General features: G+C 31.4%; 18 protein-coding genes and 1 pseudogene. All 19 read left to right on the top strand.

Features of this window, described 5'->3' with window-relative positions:
- Positions 1–2: 2 nt before the first annotated feature.
- A complete protein-coding gene (locus ICJ83_RS03680; protein ID WP_188228991.1) occupies positions 3–1496 on the top strand; it encodes a GH3 auxin-responsive promoter family protein in 1494 nt (497 codons plus the stop codon).
- A 37-nt stretch (positions 1497–1533) separates the two neighbouring features.
- Entirely contained in the window at positions 1534–3222 is a 1689-nt protein-coding gene (locus ICJ83_RS03675; RefSeq protein WP_188228990.1) for a DUF6909 family protein, read from the top strand.
- A gap of 11 nt (positions 3223–3233) precedes the next feature.
- Positions 3234–4310 carry a hypothetical protein gene (locus tag ICJ83_RS03670; RefSeq protein ID WP_188228989.1) on the top strand — a complete coding sequence of 359 codons (1077 nt, stop codon included), beginning with the start codon at positions 3234–3236 and terminating at the stop codon, positions 4308–4310.
- Between the two features lie 10 nt (positions 4311–4320).
- On the top strand, positions 4321–5328 hold the full coding sequence (rfbB, locus tag ICJ83_RS03665) for a dTDP-glucose 4,6-dehydratase (RefSeq protein ID WP_223154583.1): 1008 nt from the start codon (positions 4321–4323) through the stop codon (positions 5326–5328).
- On the top strand, positions 5329–6192 hold the full coding sequence (rfbA, locus tag ICJ83_RS03660) for a glucose-1-phosphate thymidylyltransferase RfbA (RefSeq protein WP_188228987.1): 864 nt from the start codon (positions 5329–5331) through the stop codon (positions 6190–6192).
- Positions 6189–6746, top strand: a complete 558-nt coding sequence (rfbC, locus tag ICJ83_RS03655; RefSeq protein ID WP_188228986.1) for a dTDP-4-dehydrorhamnose 3,5-epimerase — start codon at positions 6189–6191, stop codon at positions 6744–6746. The genes rfbA and rfbC overlap by 4 nt, the downstream gene beginning before the upstream one ends.
- A complete protein-coding gene (gene rfbD, locus ICJ83_RS03650) occupies positions 6736–7605 on the top strand; it encodes a dTDP-4-dehydrorhamnose reductase (RefSeq protein ID WP_188228985.1) in 870 nt (289 codons plus the stop codon). Before rfbC ends, rfbD begins: the two co-directional genes overlap by 11 nt.
- A gap of 184 nt (positions 7606–7789) precedes the next feature.
- Positions 7790–8908 carry a GDP-mannose 4,6-dehydratase gene (gene gmd / locus ICJ83_RS03645; RefSeq protein ID WP_188228984.1) on the top strand — a complete coding sequence of 373 codons (1119 nt, stop codon included), beginning with the start codon at positions 7790–7792 and terminating at the stop codon, positions 8906–8908.
- A gap of 5 nt (positions 8909–8913) precedes the next feature.
- On the top strand, positions 8914–9996 hold the full coding sequence (locus ICJ83_RS03640) for a GDP-L-fucose synthase family protein (protein WP_188228983.1): 1083 nt from the start codon (positions 8914–8916) through the stop codon (positions 9994–9996).
- Positions 9989–10636: an acyltransferase gene (locus ICJ83_RS03635; RefSeq protein ID WP_188228982.1), complete on the top strand. Its 648-nt coding sequence runs from the start codon at positions 9989–9991 to the stop codon at positions 10634–10636. The genes ICJ83_RS03640 and ICJ83_RS03635 overlap by 8 nt, the downstream gene beginning before the upstream one ends.
- Positions 10637–10738: 102 nt before the next feature.
- A complete protein-coding gene (locus ICJ83_RS03630; protein ID WP_223154582.1) occupies positions 10739–12319 on the top strand; it encodes a lipopolysaccharide biosynthesis protein in 1581 nt (526 codons plus the stop codon).
- On the top strand, positions 12316–13371 hold the full coding sequence (locus ICJ83_RS03625) for an NAD-dependent epimerase/dehydratase family protein (protein ID WP_188228981.1): 1056 nt from the start codon (positions 12316–12318) through the stop codon (positions 13369–13371). Before ICJ83_RS03630 ends, ICJ83_RS03625 begins: the two co-directional genes overlap by 4 nt.
- 15 nt (positions 13372–13386) lie before the next feature.
- The gene (locus ICJ83_RS03620; protein WP_188228980.1) at positions 13387–15129 is read left to right on the top strand and encodes a thiamine pyrophosphate-binding protein; all 1743 of its coding nucleotides are present in this window, start codon (positions 13387–13389) and stop codon (positions 15127–15129) included.
- 27 nt (positions 15130–15156) lie between these two features.
- On the top strand, positions 15157–16290 hold the full coding sequence (locus tag ICJ83_RS03615; RefSeq protein ID WP_188228979.1) for a polysaccharide pyruvyl transferase family protein: 1134 nt from the start codon (positions 15157–15159) through the stop codon (positions 16288–16290).
- Positions 16291–17160: a glycosyltransferase family 2 protein gene (locus tag ICJ83_RS03610; protein WP_188228978.1), complete on the top strand. Its 870-nt coding sequence runs from the start codon at positions 16291–16293 to the stop codon at positions 17158–17160. It begins immediately after the preceding gene.
- A gap of 11 nt (positions 17161–17171) precedes the next feature.
- Positions 17172–17855, top strand: coding sequence for a CatB-related O-acetyltransferase (locus ICJ83_RS03605; RefSeq protein WP_188228977.1), 684 nt, complete (start codon positions 17172–17174; stop codon positions 17853–17855).
- A gap of 14 nt (positions 17856–17869) precedes the next feature.
- Complete coding sequence (locus ICJ83_RS03600) at positions 17870–18931, top strand: EpsG family protein (protein ID WP_188228976.1); 1062 nt, start codon at positions 17870–17872, stop codon at positions 18929–18931.
- A gap of 4 nt (positions 18932–18935) precedes the next feature.
- On the top strand, positions 18936–19682 hold the full coding sequence (locus ICJ83_RS03595; protein WP_188228975.1) for a glycosyltransferase family 2 protein: 747 nt from the start codon (positions 18936–18938) through the stop codon (positions 19680–19682).
- Positions 19683–20029: 347 nt separating this feature from the next.
- A pseudogene (locus tag ICJ83_RS17115) lies at positions 20030–20185 on the top strand (DapH/DapD/GlmU-related protein); the annotation flags it as partial.
- Positions 20186–20216: the final 31 nt, after the last annotated feature.

The raw sequence follows: 20216 nt of genomic DNA, 5'->3' as shown, positions 1-20216 counted from the left end.
ATATGATTTCATTAAAATCAGCTTTGGCAAAGCCATTTGCTAAACGTATATATAAAAAGGTTTCAAAATGGGCGAATAACCCTGTTGAGACTCAGGAAAAGGTGTTTCAAACACTCATTTCCGAAGCCACAAAAACAGTGTTCGGCCAGGATCACGACTTTGTGAGTATTAATAATCATGCCGACTTTATAAAAAGGGTACCAATAAGAGATTATGAGGATTTAAAACCATATGTCGAAAGGGTAGTGGCAGGAGAAGAAGATATACTTTGGAAAGGCAAGCCTTTATATTTTGCTAAAACATCAGGGACCACTTCTGGGGCTAAATACATCCCTTTAACCAAGGAAAGTATGCCTTACCATGTTGAGGCAGCTCGAAATGCCATTTTATTATACATACACGAAACAGGGAACAGTAAGTTTGTGGATGGTAAAATGATTTTTCTTCAAGGAAGCCCGGTATTAAAGGAGCAAAATGGTATTCAATTAGGAAGATTGTCGGGAATTGTCGCGCATTATGTGCCTAAGTATCTTCAGAAAAACCGATTGCCATCTTGGGAAACCAACTGTATTGAGGACTGGGAAACAAAGGTCGATGCTATTGTTGAGGAAACCTTGCCTGAAAACATGACCGTTATTTCTGGAATTCCATCATGGGTGCAAATGTATTTTGAGAAACTTCAGCAGAAAACAGGAAAAAAAGTTGGTGACGTATTTAAAAATTTCAATCTATTCATTTTTGGAGGTGTTAATTACGAACCTTACCGCGCCAAGTTTGAAAATCTTATAGGCAGAAAGGTGGATAGTATAGAGTTGTATCCTGCCAGCGAAGGCTTTTTTGCGTATCAGGATAAACAAAACGAAAAAGGTATGCTTCTGATGTTAAATTCCGGAATTTTCTATGAATTTATTAAAGCCGATGAATTTTTCAATGAAAATCCAGAACGTATTACGATTAAGGATGTAAAAATTGGAGTGAATTACGTAATGATTATTTCAACCAATGCTGGATTGTGGGGGTATAATATTGGCGATACGGTGCAGTTTACATCAACAAAACCTTATCGAGTTATTGTTTCGGGTAGGATTAAGCATTTTATTTCGGCGTTTGGTGAGCATGTTATCGGTAAGGAAGTGGAGCAAGCGATGCAAGATGCTATTATTAATACGTCCATTAGAGTGTCTGAATTTACAGTTGCGCCGCAAATAAATCCAAGTGAAGGGTTGCCTTATCACGAATGGTTTATTGAATTTGAAAACGAACCAGACGATTTATTGGAATTAGCTGAAAAAATAGATTTGTCGCTTCAAAAGCAAAACACCTATTATTTTGATTTAATTCAAGGTAAGGTACTAAGGCCTTTAGTGATTAGGAAAGTTAAAAAAGATGGCTTTAAGGAATATATGAAATCTATAGGCAAGCTAGGAGGGCAAAATAAATTGCCTAGACTATCTAATGACCGTAAGATTGTTGAGGGTTTTCCTCATATCGATTAAACGAAATAGTAGTATATTTGACCGATTAATTATACGTATGACTAATAAAAAACATCACGGAAGAACGCGAGCTCAGGAAAGCTCAAATGCCATCGAAAGGATGTATATTACCATGCGTCATTTATTTAATCGTGGGTTTTATAAACCCATGGGTGTTTCGGGTGAAACCTTAAGGCAATCGTTATTACTTTTACGCCCTGAAATATACGGGTCTATTGGCGATGAAAAAGCCGAACTCGAAGGGTTGTTGTATGTTATTGACCGGCTTCCTATGGGGATTGAAGAATGCATGTTTATCAACTTAACAAGTGATGAAGGCTATTTAAATTCGCATTTTAAGCCTATAATTCCTTCAAAAAGAAGACGAAATTGTTACAGGATTGATGCTGAACAAATGAATATTGAGATTACACGTGGACGCTCAGAAATCTATGATATTTTAACGCATTTAACCTTTCTGTTTGTTGAATCACATAAAATTAGTAAACGTGTAGTTATAAACGAATCAGGGGCTACAACACGCGATTGGTTAAAACTGGAAAAAGCAGTTTTAACCAAACAGGAATTAACTCAGGAAGAGCGCGAAGTAGCCATAACGCATACCGCTAATATTTTAGGAAGAACATTTAACGAATTGATGACAGTGTATCATCAGTTTGCTACAAAAAGTCAACCGGAACGCTTTTTACATATTATTTATTGGCTCGGAAAATTAGCTATAGAAGAGCAGACAACTACCAATAAGAGAACCGTTACTTTTAGTCCGATGTTAAGAGAACGTATCGGGCATCATATTCATGGTGAAATATGGGCAGATCACATAAAAGAAGTCTTGTTTAAGGAAGGGCTTTTGGAGCGACCTTTTCATATTATAAGCGCCAATATGCATAGTGTTATGAATACACTATTTGCACCTTCTGCATTAGGTGATGCTGTATCTCAAAAGGATGTTTTTACGATTTATGAAGCCTTAAGTGACAAAGAAAATGAGACGCTGCGGAAAACAGTGTTTGAAACGGCATCAAAAAGTGGTATGATTTATATTAAAGATACCTCAGGAACTAATATTGATGTTCAAATTTTTGACACAAATGTTATAGATTTCTCAAAAATAGATTTAAAAGAAGATTCTTCTTACTTAGAAAATAAAAAACCTGTAATTTTGGTCATGGATTATGCCTTTGGAGAACAGGCTTACGAAACCATTGACGAATTGTTGAAACCTTTTAAAGCGAAAGGTAAAAGTGTTCATTTAGATGTGGAGTCTATATCTGTTATGGGTAAAGCTGGAATTTTAAAAGGCGGTAAGGGAGATATTATGATTCCTTCAGCGCATATTTTTGAAGGTACAGCCGATAATTACCCTTTTGAAAACGAATTAAAGAAAGCAGATTTAGAAGGCTGTGGTGTCGATGTTTACGAAGGGAGTATGATCACTGTTTTAGGGACGTCTTTACAGAATAAGGATATCTTAAAATTTTTCCATAATTCAACCTGGCGTGTCATTGGTTTGGAAATGGAAGGTGCACACTATCAAAAAGCGATACAAGCGGCCTCGAAGGTGAGAGGAAGTATAAAAAAAGATGTAAAAGTTAGATATGCCTATTATGCGAGTGATAACCCTTTAGAAACAGGAGCAACGTTAGCATCTGGAGGTTTAGGGACCTCGGGGGTAAAACCGACCTATTTGATAACAAGAAAAATAATAGAACAAATATTCAATTAACAAAGTAGTATATGAGCAAAGAATTGCAAACCCCAAATCAGCCGTCTGAAGAAGTGGATTTAGGACAGTTATTTAAACTTATTGGTAATGCTTTCGACCGTTTTTTTAAGTTTATAGCGGGTATTTTTAAAGGTTTATTTAGAGTTGTTTTACTCTTGATGATTCATTTTTATAAGCGTTTTATCTGGTATGTAGGAGCGGTTGTTTTAGGAGTGGTTGTTGGTTTTATTATTGATAAAAATTCAGATACACTTTACGGGGCGAATATGTTTATTGAAACTAATTTTGAATCTACACGACAAGTTTATGAAAATATTAAAGAATTTCATCAATTAGCTCATGAAGATAAAGATACTTTGGAATTAGCAAAGCGCTTAAATATTACGCCAACAGAAGCTGCTCATCTAAAAGGGTTTTACATAAATCCAGATATCGATGAAAATAAGTTGTCTGAGATGTATTCTAATTTTTATCAACGTTTAGATTCTATATCCCAGTTAACCGCTTCATTTAAAGCGTTTAAAGAGTCATTAAACGCATATAACTTTAAAATGCATATGATTGGCGTTGCATCGACCGATAAAAGTTTATATAGTAAAATTGAAAAGGCCTTTGTAAAACAAATATCGAGTAATGAATATTTAAATGAATTGGTTGAAGTAACTCTGGAAAACCTTGAGCAAGAAGATATAACATTGCAGGAGCAAGTAAGAAAGAACGATTCTTTACTAAAGCAATACCTAGAAATTAGAATAAATGAATCTAATAAGGAATTAAATTCAAGTTTGGGTTCGGGAACGAATTTGTTTATGGGACAAGGTGAGTCTAATAATTTAATTGTAGATGAGTCTGTGCTTTTAGATAAAAGAATGAGTTTAGAAAGTCAAAGGAGAGCCATTAATGTTGCAAAGACAAAAAACAGAAAAGCTGTTAATGTAATAGCAGACTTTCCTGTTACTGGTTATGATATAAGTAAATGGACGAGTAAAAAGAAATTTGTTTTACCTATTTTGTTATTTGGAGTGACGCTTTTTGTATTTGTTTTACTTGGTTTAGGTAAGTATTTAAGAGAACAAGAAAATGTCTAAAAACCTAAATATGACGATTTTAATAACAGGGGGAGCCGGTTTTATAGGAAGTAATTTTATCAATTACTTTTTAAAAGAACACCCTAGTTTTAAAATTGTCAATTTAGATAAATTAACATATGCGGGCGACCTTACTAATGTAAAGGATTTACCTAATCATGCCGATTATACATTTGTAAAAGGCGATATTTGTGATAGAAGTCAACTAGAAAAGTTGTTTAAACAATATGACTTTAAAAGTGTTATTCATTTTGCAGCAGAATCGCATGTAGACAATTCAATTCATAATCCGGATGCTTTTATGCAAACCAACGTGCTGGGAACATTTAATCTTTTAGATGTAGCAAAAAATCATTGGATGCGGGGGTCTAGAACAATAAAGCAAGGGTATGAGGAAGCGAGATTTCATCATATTTCAACCGACGAAGTTTATGGTTCGTTAGGAGCAACGGGATTATTTACAGAAAACACGCCCTATGCGCCTAATAGTCCGTATAGTGCTTCAAAAGCATCCTCAGATATGGTTGTTAGGAGTTATTTTCATACCTATGGTATGAATGTGGTTACCACGAATTGTTCAAATAATTACGGACCCAAGCAACACGATGAAAAATTAATACCTACTATCATTCGAAAAGCATTAACTGGCGAACAAATTCCAATTTATGGCGATGGTAAGAATGTGCGGGATTGGTTGTATGTTGAAGATCATTGTAAAGGCATTGATTTGGTCTTTCAACATGGAAAACCAGGTGAAACCTATAATATAGGTGGAAATAACGAAAGAAATAATTTACATATAGCGCATACCATTTGTGAAATATTAGATAAAAAAGTTCCTAAAAAGGTATCCTATGAATCGCAAATAACATTTGTAAATGATAGGCCAGGGCATGATTTTAGGTATGCTATAGATGCCTCTAAAATCGAAAGAGATTTGGGTTGGAAAGCTAAAGAAAATTTTGAATCAGGTATTCAAAAAACGATAGACTGGTATATAGCTAAATACAAGAAATAAATGAAAGGGATTATATTGGCAGGAGGCTCCGGTACACGTTTATATCCACTCACAAAAGTGGTAAGTAAACAATTGATGCCAATATATGATAAACCTATGATTTATTATCCTTTAACGACGCTGTTGTCGGCAGGAATTAATGAAATTTTAATCATAAGTACTTCAAAGGATATGTCTAGGTTTAAAGCGCTCTTAGGTGATGGAAGTGATTATGGTTGCGTTTTTAATTATGCGCTTCAGGAAGAACCCAAAGGACTCGCCGAAGCTTTTATAATTGGAGAAGACTTTATCGGACGAGACGATGTTGCTTTAATTTTGGGAGATAATATTTTTTATGGTTCTGGTTTAAACGAAACCTTACAAGCTAGCTTAAAGCCTAAAGGTGGTGTTATTTTTGCTTATCATGTTTTAGACCCGAAACGTTATGGTGTGGTGGAGTTCGATAGTGAAAATAAAGCCATTTCTATTGAAGAAAAACCGGAGCATCCTAAATCTAATTTTGCTGTACCAGGTATTTACTTTTATGATAATTCCGTTATTGAAATAGCAAAAAATATTAAACCCAGCCGCCGTGGTGAACTCGAAATTACCGATGTTAATAAAGCTTATTTAGAGAAAGGTATGCTATATGTGAGTATTTTAGATCGTGGTACAGCCTGGTTGGATACAGGTACCTTTCAATCGTTGATGCAAGCCTCCCAATTTGTTCAGGTTATTGAAGAACGTCAAGGGCAAAAAATAGGTTGTATTGAGGAAGTTGCGTATAAAATGGGATTTATAGGTAAACAGCAGCTTTTAAAATTAGCAGAACCATTGCTTAAAAGCGGTTACGGCGAATATCTTCAGCAATTAATTAAAGAATGATTGTAGAAGAAACATACTTAAAAGGCTGTTTCATTATTACGCCTAAAATTTTTGAAGACGATAGAGGCTATTTCTTTGAGAGTTTCAACGAAAAATTGTTTGAAAAAGAAATAGGACAGCGAGTTACTTTTGTTCAGGATAACCAGTCTAAATCTTCGAAAGGCGTTTTAAGAGGCCTTCATTATCAAACCGGACAGTTTGCTCAGGCAAAATTAGTTCGAGTTATTAAAGGAAGCGTATTGGATGTGTGTGTGGACTTGAGAAGAGATTCAGAAACCTTCGGAAAACATTATTCAATAGTTTTAGATGACAAATCTCAACAACAACTTTTTATTCCTAAAGGATTTGCTCATGGTTTTGTGGTTTTAGAAGATGACACTTTGTTTTCTTACAAATGTGATGCGTATTACAATAAAGCTTCTGAAGCAGGTATCATTTTTAATGATAACCATTTAAATATCGATTGGGCTCTTCCAGAAGAAGACTTAATCATTTCCGAAAAAGATAAAGTATTGCCAACATTTAAAAAAAGCTTGAATTATCATGAATACTAAAGTGTTGGTGACTGGAAGCAATGGACAATTGGGACAATCTTTGAAGGCGTTGTCGAAGCAATACAATCAGATAGAGTTTGTTTTTACTGACTCTAAAGTATTGGATATTACAAATAAAGAACAGGTTAATCAATTTTTCGAAAAAGAGGTTTTTCATTATTGTATTAATTGTGCCGCCTACACAAATGTAGATCAAGCAGAAATTGAAAAGGAAAAGGCTTTTACCGTTAATGCGGAAGGTGTGAAAAATGTAGCTTTGGCCTGTAAAACTCATGGCGTTATTTTAATTCATATTTCGACCGATTTTGTTTTCGACGGCGAAAAAAAGGAACCTTACACTGAAACCGATGTGCCTAATCCAATAAATGTTTATGGCGCATCCAAATTGCAAGGGGAGGTTGAAATTCGGAAGATTTTAAAGGAGCATTTTATTATTAGAACCTCCTGGCTGTACTCGGAATACGGCAGTAATTTTATGAAAACTATGTTGCAACTGGCAAAAACACGAGATGAAATTTCAGTGGTGTCAGATCAAATCGGAACACCGACCTACGCAGTTGATTTAGTTCATGTGATCATCAAAATAATACGTTGTAAAAATAGCACCTTTGGTATTTATCATTTTAGTAGTGAAGGAGCTGTAAGTTGGTATGGTTTTGCGAAAAGTATTTTTGACAAGTTCAAAGTAAAGGTGAAGCTAAATCCAGTATCCACAGGAGATTATGTGACACTTGCTAAAAGACCTAATTATAGTGTTTTAGATACTGTGAAGTCCAAAGAAATATTGAAAGTTAATATAACAAATTGGGAAGACAGTTTAGAAAATTGTTTGGTAAATTTTAGAATGATTTCAAGTTAACATATTAGTTTTGAAATTTTTGTTAATCTTCTTAAATAAATAGGGAATTAATAATGAAGCTTGAGGTTTTATTTAAGTATTCATAAATATGTTATTAAAGAGGATTAAACAATCCGAAATATCTTGCAAAGCTTGGTTTATGTGTTATTTTTGCTATTAAATTAAGCTATTAATTCAAATATAAATGAAAAAGAAAGTTGCTTTAATTACTGGTGTAACTGGTCAAGATGGGGCCTATTTAAGTGAGTTCTTATTAAAGAAAGGCTATGAAGTCCATGGCGTAAAAAGAAGATCCTCTTTGTTTAATACCGATAGAATCGATCATTTATATCAAGATCCACATGTTGAGGATCGTAATTTTTTTCTTCATTATGGAGATTTAACAGACAGTACCAATTTAACCCGTTTAATTCAGGAGGTTCAGCCAGATGAGATATATAACCTGGCGGCCATGAGTCATGTACATGTGTCTTTTGAAATGCCCGAATATACAGGGAATGCCGATGGTTTGGGCACGTTACGTTTGTTAGAAGCCATACGCCTGTTAGGTATGGAAAAAAAGACACGAATTTATCAAGCGTCTACTTCAGAATTATATGGTAAGGTTCAGGAAGTACCTCAAACTGAAAAAACACCTTTTTACCCAAGAAGCCCTTATGCGGTGGCTAAAATGTATGCTTATTGGATTACGGTTAATTATCGCGAAGCCTATGGTATTTATGCGTGTAACGGTATTTTATTTAATCATGAATCGCCAATTCGAGGTGAGACGTTTGTGACGCGTAAAATTACAAGAGCAACGTCTAGAATTGCTTTAGGATTACAAGATAAATTCTATTTAGGAAACCTGGATGCACGACGCGATTGGGGGCATGCCAAAGATTATGTACGTATGATGTGGATGATCCTGCAGGCAGAAGAAGCTGAAGATTGGGTCATTGCAACGAATAAAACGACAACAGTTCGTGATTTTGTTAGAATGAGTTTTGCAGAAGTTGGTATCGAATTGGAATTTAAAGGAGAAGGGGTAGAGGAAAAAGCTTTTGTAAAATCCTGTAGTAATTCTGAATACCAATTGCCTATTGGTAAAGAAGTACTTTCCGTTGATCCTAAATATTTTAGACCTACAGAAGTTGATTTGCTTATTGGAGATGCAACAAAGGCTAAAGAAAAGCTAGGTTGGGTACCAGAATACGATTTACCAGCTTTAGTAAAAGATATGATGCGAAGCGATATAAAACTCATGAAGAAGGAGCAATATCTCAAAGAAGGCGGTTATCAAATTATGAATTATTTTGAATAAATCGAATGGATAAACAAGCTAAAATTTATGTAGCTGGACATCGCGGTTTAGTAGGTAGTGCTATTTTAAATAACCTGCAGGGTAAAGGCTATAACAATATCATCACAAGAACACATAAAGAACTGGATTTGACCAATCAGTTGGATGTGGCTTCTTTTTTTGAAGAAGAAAAACCGGAGTATGTGTTTTTAGCGGCAGCTAAAGTTGGAGGAATCGTTGCTAATAATGTTTACAGAGCTGACTTTATCTATGAGAACATGATGATTCAGAATAATGTGATTCATCAAAGTTATGTGCATCAGGTAAAGAAATTGTTGTTTTTAGGAAGTACTTGTATTTACCCTAAAAATGCCCCTCAGCCCATGAAGGAGGAGTATTTGTTAACTGATACTTTAGAGTACACAAACGAGCCTTATGCGATAGCAAAAATAGCTGGCATTAAGATGTGTGAAAGTTATAATTTGCAGTATGGCACGAATTTTATTTCGGTAATGCCAACCAATTTGTATGGTCCGAATGATAATTTCGATTTAGAAAAATCCCACGTACTACCTGCATTAATTCGCAAAATCCATTCAGCGAAGTTACTTTCTGAAACAAAATTTGATGAGGTTATTAAAGACTTAAACGTTTCTAATATAGAGGAGGCTAAAGCATACTTAGCAAAATTTGGGGTTTCTGAAAACAGTGTAGAAGTCTGGGGTTCAGGAAAGCCGAAACGGGAGTTTCTTTGGAGTGAAGATATGGCTGATGCCTGTGTGTTTTTGATGGAAAATAGAGATTTTGGCGATGTTATGGCGTCGCGTCACCCTGAACTTGTTTCAGGGTCTCTTAAACAACCAGAAATCCGAAATACACACATTAATATCGGGACAGGAGTTGATGTTTCCATTAAAGAGTTAGCCGAAACAATAAAAGATATTGTTGGTTTTAAAGGAAATTTAGTCTTTAATACCGAAAAACCTGATGGAACGATGCGTAAGCTAACCGATGTATCAAAACTTAATAGGCTAGGTTGGAAACATAAGGTGGAATTGAAGAAAGGAATTGAACAAATTTATAATTGGTATCTGGAAATTAATGAATAACAAAAATTTGTTAAGGTTTATTTCAAAATATAAGGAATTTAATTTTTGCTTAATCTTGTTGAATTTTTTTTACTATAAGATTTTTCACCAAAAAAAAATTTTAGTAAATAAGAACGTAGTAATCAAAGGAGTTAAAAATTTGTATTCTAACGATTTTTTAGAAATAGGTTTAAATAATAATGGGTTTACCCGTAAAGGTGAGTATACTTTTTTAAATCTTAGTGGAAAATTAAAATTCAAAGGAAAATATTCTATTGGTAGAGGGTGTAAAATTGATGTAGGAAAAGGAGCTGAGGTACAAATTGGATCGAATGGCTACATTAATTCCAATTCTAAATTAATAATTACAAATAAATTAACGATTGGTGATAACTGCATTATTTCATGGGATTGTCAGTTTTTAGATAATGATTTTCATGAAATTAGATACTTGGGAAAAAAAGTGGATGTAAATAATGAAATATTTATTGGGAATAATGTTTGGATTGGTTGTGGAGTTAAAATTTATAAAGGGACATATATTCCAGATGGATGTGTAATTGCCAGTGATTCTGTTGTTAAAGGAATATTTAAGGAAGAAAAATGTTTAATTGGTGGATATCCAGCTAAGGTCCTAAAGAGTAATGTTGAGTGGTGTTAATTTAAGTTAGATTTTAATGAAAAGAAAACTAAAGGATTTTGTGGAAGCTCACGAACATATGAAGGTTAATCCTTTAATTTTATAACCTAGTTAGTAAAGGGGTTGAACGGAAAAGTTAATTTAAACAAATCATTGGCAAAGAGAATCAAAACCAACAGTATAGCCAAAAATACTATAATGTTATATATAAGGCAAATATTAATTCTATTTGTCAGTCTATATACGGTTAGAGTCGTATTAAATGTATTAGGTCCTGAAGATTATGGGATTTATTCTGTAGTGGGGGGTGTTGTTTTATTATTTGTTTTTTTAAAGGGAACAATGGCTTCTGCAACTCAGCGTTTTTTTTCTTTTGAAATTGGGCGTAACGATGGCGTTAAATTAAAACAAACTTTTTCTGTTAATTTAGTGGTTTATGTTTCTATTGGTGTAATTGCTTTTTTACTCTTAGAATCAATAGGCTTGTGGTATGTTTCCGAAAAATTAAAAATACCATCTTATAGGTTTGATTCTGCTATATTACTGTTTCATTATTCTATTTTTACTTTCATCATGTCGGTATTGAATACACCTTTTATGGCAATTATAATTGCTCATGAAGACATGAAAATTTATGCATATATTTCTATTGTAGAAGTTTTAATGAAACTAGGTGTTGTTGTTTTATTGATGTATTTACCTTGGGATAAATTAGAGTTGTACGGATTACTTTTATTTGTTGTAGCTATTATAAACTTTAGTATTTACCTTAGTGTGTGTATAAAAAAATATGAAGAGTGCCAATTTAAAAAGTTTTATTGGGATTTAGGGCTGTTTAAAAATTTAATAAATTTTACAGGTTGGACTCTATTTGGACAATTAAGTGCAGTTTTTAGAAGGCAAGGTATTATTATTTTATTAAACCAAACCTTCAACCCTATTGTAGTTGCAGCTATGGCGATAGCAACAAATATAACTACCCAAGTAGGTTTATTCTCAGCAAATTTTAATATGAGCCTTTATCCTCCAATTATTAAAGCATTTGCTGCAGAGAAAAAAGAAGAAATGTTTACCTTAATTTTTAAAGGTTCACGCTTTACGTTTTTTCTAATATGGGTTTTCGCTTTACCATTGTTTTTAACAATGGATACAATTTTAATGCTTTGGTTAAAAGAGGTTCCTGAGCAGACTGTTCTATTTTGTAGATTATCTCTTGTAGAAGTATTAATAATGGCCATAGGATACCCTTTGACAACAGCAGCTAGGGCTCCAGGAAAGATGAAAATTTATGAATTAGTTTTAGGAACAATACAAATATTGATATTTTTTGTTTCTTGGATTTTATTTAAGTCTGGATTTGATGCTTATTATACTTTGTTGGTTGCCATCTTAGCTAATATACTTATGTTTATAATTCGATTAATAATTTTAAAATATTTAATCGAATTACAAATTGGTAAATATTTAAAGCAGGTAATGGTTCCTGTTATAGGTGTAATGCTATGTTCTTTAATTCCGTTACTGCCATTCTTTAAATTATTTATTGAAGATAAATTAATACTTAAATTTTTGTTAGTGGTTTTAAGTGTTCTTTTTTCATCGGTAAGTATGTACTTTATTGGTATGGATAAACATATGCGAAACAAGGTGCGTAATATTGTTTCTGATAAAATTATAATAATTAGAAAAGCATTTAAAAAATGAAAATTTTAATTTTAGGAGGAACTGGTGCTATGGGAGTTTTTTTAGTTAAACAATTGAAGAGCCTAAATCATCAAGTTGTAGTTACAAGCCGTAGGGACAAGATTAGTTATAAAAACATAACCTATGTTAAAGGAGATGCTAAAGATGTGTCTTTTGTTAAAGAATTATTAGGTAATAATTGGGATGTTATTGTTGATTTTATGGTTTATTCTTCATTAGAATTTAACGAGCGAATAAGTCTTTTTTTAGATAGTACTGCTCAGTACGTGTATTTGAGTTCGGCTAGAGTATTTAATAATTCAAAAACACCTCTTACAGAAACTTCTTTAAGGTTATTAGATAGTTTAGAAGATAAAGAGTTTTTAAGTACAGATGAGTATTCGTTAATAAAAGCAAAACAAGAAGATGTTTTAAAAACATCAGAAAGTAATAACTGGACAATTATAAGGCCTTACATAACTTACAGCGAAAACCGTTTTCAGCTTGGGGTTTTAGAAAAAGAAGAGTGGCTCTATAGAGTATTAAAAGGAAGGGCTATAGTTTTTTCAAAAGAACTCTGTGATAAGCTAACAACTATGACTCATGGGTTAGATGTTTCCAAAGGAATTCTTGCTATTTTAGGAAATAAAAAAGCATTGGGCGAGACTTATAATATTACAACAGGGACATCTTATTCATGGGGAGAGGTTTTAAATATCTATTTGGAGATACTAGAAGAAAAATTAGGATATTTGCCAAAAGTATATTTGTTAGAGTCTAATAAATTTATAGAACTAGTTAAAAATAATTATCAAGTTAAATATGATAGATGTTATGATAGAAGGTTTGATAACTCTAAAATTACCAAATTATTAGGAGACCATAATTATATTGAACTAAAGGAAGGATTAAGAAGTTGTTTGGAGTTGTTTTTAAAAAAACCAGAATTTTTAAGCATAAATTGGAGATTAGAGGCCTTAAAAGATAAGTTTAGTAACGAACATACTTCACTAAAGGAAATAAAAGGAATAAAGCCAAAGCTATCTTATATTTTAAATAGATATATTAAATAATTCTTAAAATAGAATATGGAAAAATTTTATTCAAATGAAAAAAGTGCACAAGTAGTAATAGCTCTATTAAAAAAGCATAGAATACGGAAGGTTATAGCTTCTCCTGGTACTACAAATATGACAATAGTAGCAAGTATGCAAAGTGATAATTACTTTGAAATGTATTCGGCTGTTGATGAGCGTTCTGCAGCCTATATGGCGTGTGGATTATCCGGAGAATCAAATGAACCCGTAGTAATATGTTGCACAGGAGCAACTGCTTCAAGAAATTATTTACCAGGATTGACGGAGGCGTATTACAGGAAACTTCCTATACTTTCTATCACTGCAACACCAGAAATTTCAAAGGTATCCCATCTTACAGCTCAAGTGATTGATAGAGGAGTTTTGCCAAACGATGTTTGTAAACTTAGTTTAACTTTACCTATTATAAAAGATGATTCTGATTTAAATGATTGCGAAATTAAAATTAATAAAGCAATATTAGAATTAAATAGGCAAGGAGGAGGGCCTGTTCATTTAAATTTTCAAACAACTTACAATCAAGAATATAACACTCAAGTGTTGCCCGATTTTAGAGTTATTAATCGAATTAGATTTAATGATCAAATTCCAATATTGAGAAAGGGTAAAATAGCAGTATTTGTTGGAGCACATAAAGATATGAATCAGGAAGAAACAAGAATTTTAGATGATTTTTGTGCAGCTAATAATTCAGCTGTTTTTTGTGATCATACAAGCGGATATAAAGGTAAGTACAGATTACAATATTCATTAGCGGCTTCTCAGCAATTAAGAGATACTTTAGCTTTTAATCCGGATATATTAATACATATTGGCGAAGTTTCAGGAGATTATTTTAATATACAAATTTCAGGAAAAGAAGTTTGGCGTGTAAGTGAAGACGGCGAAATTAGAGATACTTTTGGTAAATTAAGGTATGTATTTGAAATGCCAGAACAAACGTTTTTCAAGAAGTATATAAATATTGATTATCAGCCTCGAAATGACTTTTATCTAGCATGTAAAAATCATTTGGATAGTTTGTATAGTAAACTCCCAGAAATTCCATTTTCCAATATATGGGTGGCATCTAAAATGGCTAAATATTTACCAGAGAACTCTAGTATTCATTTTGGAATTTTAAATAGTTTACGATCTTGGAATTTTTTTGAGATACCTAATAGTATTAATTCAACATCATCTGTAGGAGGATTTGGGATTGATGGTAATGTTTCTACCTTATTAGGTGCTTCATTAGCAAACAGTAATAAATTATTTTACGGTGTTGTAGGGGATTTAGCTTTTTTCTATGATATGAATGCTATTGGGAATTATAATTTAGGTAGTAATATAAGAATACTTTTGATTAATAACGGTAAAGGTACTGAATTTAGACATTTTAATCATAAGGCGGCACATTTTGGACAGCAAGCGGATAAGTTTATTGCGGCAGCTGGTCATTTTGGAAACAAATCTGAAGTTCTAGTAAAGAATTATGCAGAAAATTTAGGTTTTGAGTATTTAACAGCTTCAAGTAAAGAAGATTTTAATGAGATCTACAAAAGGTTTTTGGAACCGAATATTACAGATAAACCTATGTTATTTGAAGTTTTTACCGATAGTGACAAAGAAAGTGAAGCTTTGGAGTTAATGGTTAACATTGAGAAAAACTCATCTCAATCTATAAAAAAAATAGCAAAACAGGTATTGGGAGAAGAAAGACTGAAGACCCTAAAAAACGTACTGAGAAAATAGCAGTTTTGCTTAGAGGCAAAAGAAATTATGAAAAAATTAAAAATAGGAATTTTAACTCTGCCTTTACATAGTAACTATGGAGGGTTGTTGCAGGCGTATGCTTTATTATTTGTACTAAAGGAAATGGGGCATGATGCTTGGTTGATTAATTATAGAAATAAAAAATCTAAGGTTAGGTTGGTCTTATCTTATTTAAAAAGGTATATTTTAAAGTATTTTTTAAAAAAAGATGTTAAAATCTCTCCGTTTAAAGAAGAGGAGTTCATTAGGAGTAATACACAACGATTTATAAATGAACATATTCAGCCACAAACCAAAGCTTTTTATACTCCAAAGGCATTATCTTCTAAAATTATTAGCTATAATTTTGATGCCTTTATTGTAGGAAGTGACCAAGTCTGGAGGCCTCAATATGTTACAAAAATAGAAGATTATTTTTTCGGTTTTGTTAAAGATAAACAGTTAAAACGAATGTCTTATGCTGCTTCTTTTGGCTCTAATGATTGGAATTATTCTGAAGAGCAAACAGAAAAATGCAAACGATATATTCAATTATTTAATGCCGTATCAGTAAGAGAAAATTCTGGACTAGAATTGTGTAAGGAACATTTTAAGGTTAACGCTACTCATGTTTTAGATCCGACAATGCTTTTAGATGTTAAAGACTACTTAAATTTAGTAAACATTAATAAATCTACCTATAAACCAAAAGGAGGTATTTTAATTTATATTTTAGATGAAACTCCCGATATAAAGATTACAATTGATAGTATTTCCAGTACTTTAAACTTATCTACATTTAAAGTAAATAATAATAAAACTTACGATAAAAAGGCATCATTAAAAGATAGAGTAGCCCCACCAGTCGAAGATTGGGTAATAGGATTTTATGATGCCGATTTTGTTATTGCCGATTCCTTCCATGCTTGTTTATACTCAATTATTTTTAACAAGCCATTTGTAATTTATGGAAATGCCAGAAGAGGCATGACAAGATTTACATCTATATTATCAAAACTTGATTTGGAAGATCGATTAATATATTCTTCTGAAGAGTTAAGACAGGAAGAACTTAATAATAATATTGACTGGAACAGTGTTAATAAAAAGTTAGAGAAATTAAAAGCGGATTCTTTTGCATTTTTAAGGGATAATTTATAAATGAAAAAAAGTGAAAACCCAGAAATATCAGTTATTATTCCTTTATATAATAAAGAACAGTTTATTTTAGAAACTATTTCTTCAGTTTTGAAGCAGACTTTTACAAATTTTGAATTAATTATTGTTGATGATGGATCTTCTGATAAAAGTTTAGAGCTGGTAAAGAAAATTAAAGATGACCGTATTACGATATTAGAAAAATTGAACGGAGGTGTATCAGATGCCAGAAACTTTGGAATAAAAAGGTCAAATGGGAAATGGATATTTTTGTTAGATGCAGATGATATGTTATATAAGGTAGCATTAGAAACCCTTATGAATTTAAAAAAAAAGTTTCCGGGCAAATTAGTTTATACTGGTAATTTTTGCACCTTGAAGTCTAATGGTCTTTTACTTCAATGTAAGGAAAGGTTTGAAGGTGTTGTGAATAATAATCCAAAAAAAATTTGGTTGAATAAGGTGTTTCCAAGAACTGGAAATACCTTATTAAGCAAATCAATATTTAATAAAATAGGATATTTTAATTCTAAGATATCTTATTTTGAAGATATGGAATTTAATTTGAGATTTATTGAGGGTTTTAAAATAGTTTATACTCCTATCCCAATTTTTGTATACAATACAACTAGCAGTGATTTATCTGTTAATTGGCGACCTTTATTTAAAGAGTTTAGTTATTATGCAACATTTAAAGGGTTTAGTTTTTATTCTAAATTAATATTAGGAAGAATAGTGTATTTTTCATTATTAACTAGATTAATTTTAAAAGATAAAACATCAGTATATTACCTTTTAAAAAGATATTTTTTTAACTTATTTTATGTACTATGCTCAATGTTATTAGGAAAAATATTAAAAGTTTATCGTTAAAAATTGTTTAAATGTTTCTAAGATTTTATTTAAAGTGGTTTTATATTTATTTATTAAAAATTAAAATAGCACACAAAAAAAAAACAATATTTGGTAGAAATTCAGAAATTGATAAAAGAGCCTTTTTTGAAGGGCGAAATTTACTTTCAAAAAATAGTCGTTTTATATCTTCATATTTAGGTTTCGCTTCTTATATAGGTGAGAATTCATCATTTAAAAGTACAAAAATAGGAAGGTATTGCTCAATTGGATCAAATGTTAAATGTGTAATCGGAAAGCACCCTACATCCAATTTTGTATCCACTCATCCAGCATTTTTTTCCTTAAGAAAACAACTAGGCTTTACCTATGTTAAGGAGCAATTATTTGATGAGTTTGAAAAACCATTGGATGAAAATGGTAAATATCTAATTTTAATAGGGAATGATGTTTGGATAGGGGATGGGGTTTCTATTATGGAAGGTGTTACAATTGGAGATGGTGCTATAATCGCTTCTAATGCATTAGTTGTAAAAGATGTTGAACCATATGCAATCGTAACAGGAGTGCCTGCAAGGATATTGAAGTTTAGATTTGAATCATCTGATATAGAGTTTTTAATCAATTTTAAGTGGTGGAATAAAGGTGAAGAATGGATTAAAAAATATTCTAGATATTTTAATGATATTAAAATTTTAAAATTAAAAGTACAATAACTACTCTTTGCTTTATGATTTTATATATATTATTTTATTTTATAATATTTTGTTTTTTAATTAATTATAATAGAAGTTTCAAGCTTAAATATTTTAATTATTGTTATAGTTTAGTTTTTTTGTTTTCAGCTTTCAGATTTGATGTAGGCTACGATTTCCCTTTGTATTATGGATGGATAAAAGGAGATTATAAGTTTATTGAAGATCAGCTTAATAGATTGGAGTTTTTGAGTAGGTCTTTAGTTGTTTTTTCTCATGATATAGGCTTTTATCAATTATTTTTTATAATAACATCTTTTATAATTATCTATTTAACCTATAGGTCGATTAAAGAATATAGTTCTGATTATGTTATTTCAACTTTAGTTTTTTTGTCTTTTCCAATTTTCTTTTTTAATTCCTTGTCAATTATTAGGCAATATGTGGCCTTATCCATTGTTTTTTATAGTTTCAAATATATAAGGTCTAGAGTTTTATTTAAATTTTTATCTTGTATCTTCATTGCATTTTTATTTCACAAATCTGCAATAGTAGCAATAATTTTATACTGGGTTTATAATATAAAATTTAAAAATGTTCATTTTTTGATTATTTATATAAGTGGTTTCTTCTCATCTCAATTAATTTATATTTTAGTAAAGAGTCTGTTTCCTTATTATTTGCCTTATTTAGATCAAAATATAGGAGTGGGAGGAGATAAAATTTTATTAGCTTTTCAAGTAATCGGTTTATTTATATTGTTCTTTGTAGACAAGAAACAAAACGATTACAATTATAGATTTTATTTAAATACTTTTTTTATCGGATTGTTCATTTGGTCTAGTTTAGCACCTTATGGTCATGCAGGATTTAGAGGGGCATTGTATTTTATGGTGTTTTTTATTCTCTTATTTCCTGAAATTATAATTCTTGTAAAAGAAAGAAAAGTATTAAAGCCTATGGTATATCTTTTATGTTTTTGTTTTTTTGTCTTTACGTTAATAATGGGAAAGTTAAATCCACATAAAGATCCAAATATCCCTTACAGAGTCTTTTTTCTAACTGATAAATCGGATTTTGAAAGTGTTAAAGAATAAAAAAATGCCTTTAGTAAGTATTATAACTATTACATATAACAGTGAATCTACTATTCGAGATACTATTGAATCAATTTTGAATCAAACGTATTGCAAGATTGAATATGTGATTATTGATGGAGCTTCAAATGATAATACGTTATCTATTATTAATTCATATAAAGAAACAATTTTAAAAAAGGGCATAAGTTTAAAGCTTGTAAGTGAAAATGATAATGGTATTGCTGACGCTTGGAATAAGGGGTTAAGGCTTTGCAGTGGTAATATAATAGGAATTTTAAACTCTGATGATTGGTATGAAAATAATGCCATTGAAAAAGTTGTTTCTTGTTTAAATGTCGATAAACCAGAATTATCATATGGTATTTGTAAGCGAGTTGATATACACAAGAATGTAGTTGAAACCATGGATCGAGTATTTAACCCCAAACGGATTTATTTAAATTTTGGTTTTTCACATACAACTTGTTTTGCAACTAAAAAGCTTTATAGTCAAATAGGGTTTTTTAAAGAAGATTATAAAATTGCATTGGATACAGATTTTTTACTTAGAGCATTCAAACAAAATATTAAATTTAAAAGATGTTCTAATATTACTTATATGAGATTGGGTGGTATTAGTACTAATTTTAAAAGTAAGGCTTTAAAAGAGCATGAAAGAGCTATGTTGAATAATGGTTTTAATCCTATGTTAATTTTTTTGTTCGGAATACTTAAACGAGGGATTCTGATAAAACAAAAATTTAATTAAAACTTATGGTAAAGAAAATTTTGTGGTATCCATTTTATTTTTTGATACACTATCTTCCTAATAATATAATTAATAAAATACCATTTTATTTTATTAGGCATTTTTACTATAGATATGTCGTAGGTATTGAATTAGGTAAAGGAAGTAGTATCCATATGAATGTAACCATTAATAAAAGAAAAATAAAAATAGGATTAAATTCAGCTATTAATAGGGGGTGTTATTTAGATGGAAGAGGAGGGTTAGATATAGGTGATAATGTATCAATTTCGCCAGGAGTTCAATTAATAACGGCTACCCATGATGTTAATAGTCCTGATTTCAAGTATATAACCAAAGAAATAAAAATAGAAAAGCATGTTTGGATTGGTACAAATGCTATAATTATGCCAGGAATTACATTAGGCGAAGGCGTTGTTGTTGCGGCTGGTGCTGTAGTTACTAAAAGCGTTGAACCATATCATATTGTTGGAGGAGTACCGGCAAAAGTAATATCGAAGAGAAATAAAAGTTTAAATTACAATTGTCGCTGGT

It is taken from the genome of Aestuariibaculum sediminum, assembly GCF_014596945.1.
GTDB lineage: Bacteria > Bacteroidota > Bacteroidia > Flavobacteriales > Flavobacteriaceae > Aestuariibaculum > Aestuariibaculum sediminum.
Note: the sequence above shows the minus strand (reverse complement) of the source record. Positions and strands in the feature narration are given on the sequence as shown.

Coding starts and splice junctions, on each gene's coding strand:
- ICJ83_RS03680 (WP_188228991.1), top strand. CDS start 3: ATGATTTCATTAAAATCAGCTTTGGCAAAGCCATTTGCTAAACGTATA.
- ICJ83_RS03675 (WP_188228990.1), top strand. CDS start 1,534: ATGACTAATAAAAAACATCACGGAAGAACGCGAGCTCAGGAAAGCTCA.
- ICJ83_RS03670 (WP_188228989.1), top strand. CDS start 3,234: ATGAGCAAAGAATTGCAAACCCCAAATCAGCCGTCTGAAGAAGTGGAT.
- rfbB (WP_223154583.1), top strand. CDS start 4,321: ATGACGATTTTAATAACAGGGGGAGCCGGTTTTATAGGAAGTAATTTT.
- rfbA (WP_188228987.1), top strand. CDS start 5,329: ATGAAAGGGATTATATTGGCAGGAGGCTCCGGTACACGTTTATATCCA.
- rfbC (WP_188228986.1), top strand. CDS start 6,189: ATGATTGTAGAAGAAACATACTTAAAAGGCTGTTTCATTATTACGCCT.
- rfbD (WP_188228985.1), top strand. CDS start 6,736: ATGAATACTAAAGTGTTGGTGACTGGAAGCAATGGACAATTGGGACAA.
- gmd (WP_188228984.1), top strand. CDS start 7,790: ATGAAAAAGAAAGTTGCTTTAATTACTGGTGTAACTGGTCAAGATGGG.
- ICJ83_RS03640 (WP_188228983.1), top strand. CDS start 8,914: ATGGATAAACAAGCTAAAATTTATGTAGCTGGACATCGCGGTTTAGTA.
- ICJ83_RS03635 (WP_188228982.1), top strand. CDS start 9,989: ATGAATAACAAAAATTTGTTAAGGTTTATTTCAAAATATAAGGAATTT.
- ICJ83_RS03625 (WP_188228981.1), top strand. CDS start 12,316: ATGAAAATTTTAATTTTAGGAGGAACTGGTGCTATGGGAGTTTTTTTA.
- ICJ83_RS03620 (WP_188228980.1), top strand. CDS start 13,387: ATGGAAAAATTTTATTCAAATGAAAAAAGTGCACAAGTAGTAATAGCT.
- ICJ83_RS03615 (WP_188228979.1), top strand. CDS start 15,157: ATGAAAAAATTAAAAATAGGAATTTTAACTCTGCCTTTACATAGTAAC.
- ICJ83_RS03610 (WP_188228978.1), top strand. CDS start 16,291: ATGAAAAAAAGTGAAAACCCAGAAATATCAGTTATTATTCCTTTATAT.
- ICJ83_RS03605 (WP_188228977.1), top strand. CDS start 17,172: ATGTTTCTAAGATTTTATTTAAAGTGGTTTTATATTTATTTATTAAAA.
- ICJ83_RS03600 (WP_188228976.1), top strand. CDS start 17,870: ATGATTTTATATATATTATTTTATTTTATAATATTTTGTTTTTTAATT.
- ICJ83_RS03595 (WP_188228975.1), top strand. CDS start 18,936: ATGCCTTTAGTAAGTATTATAACTATTACATATAACAGTGAATCTACT.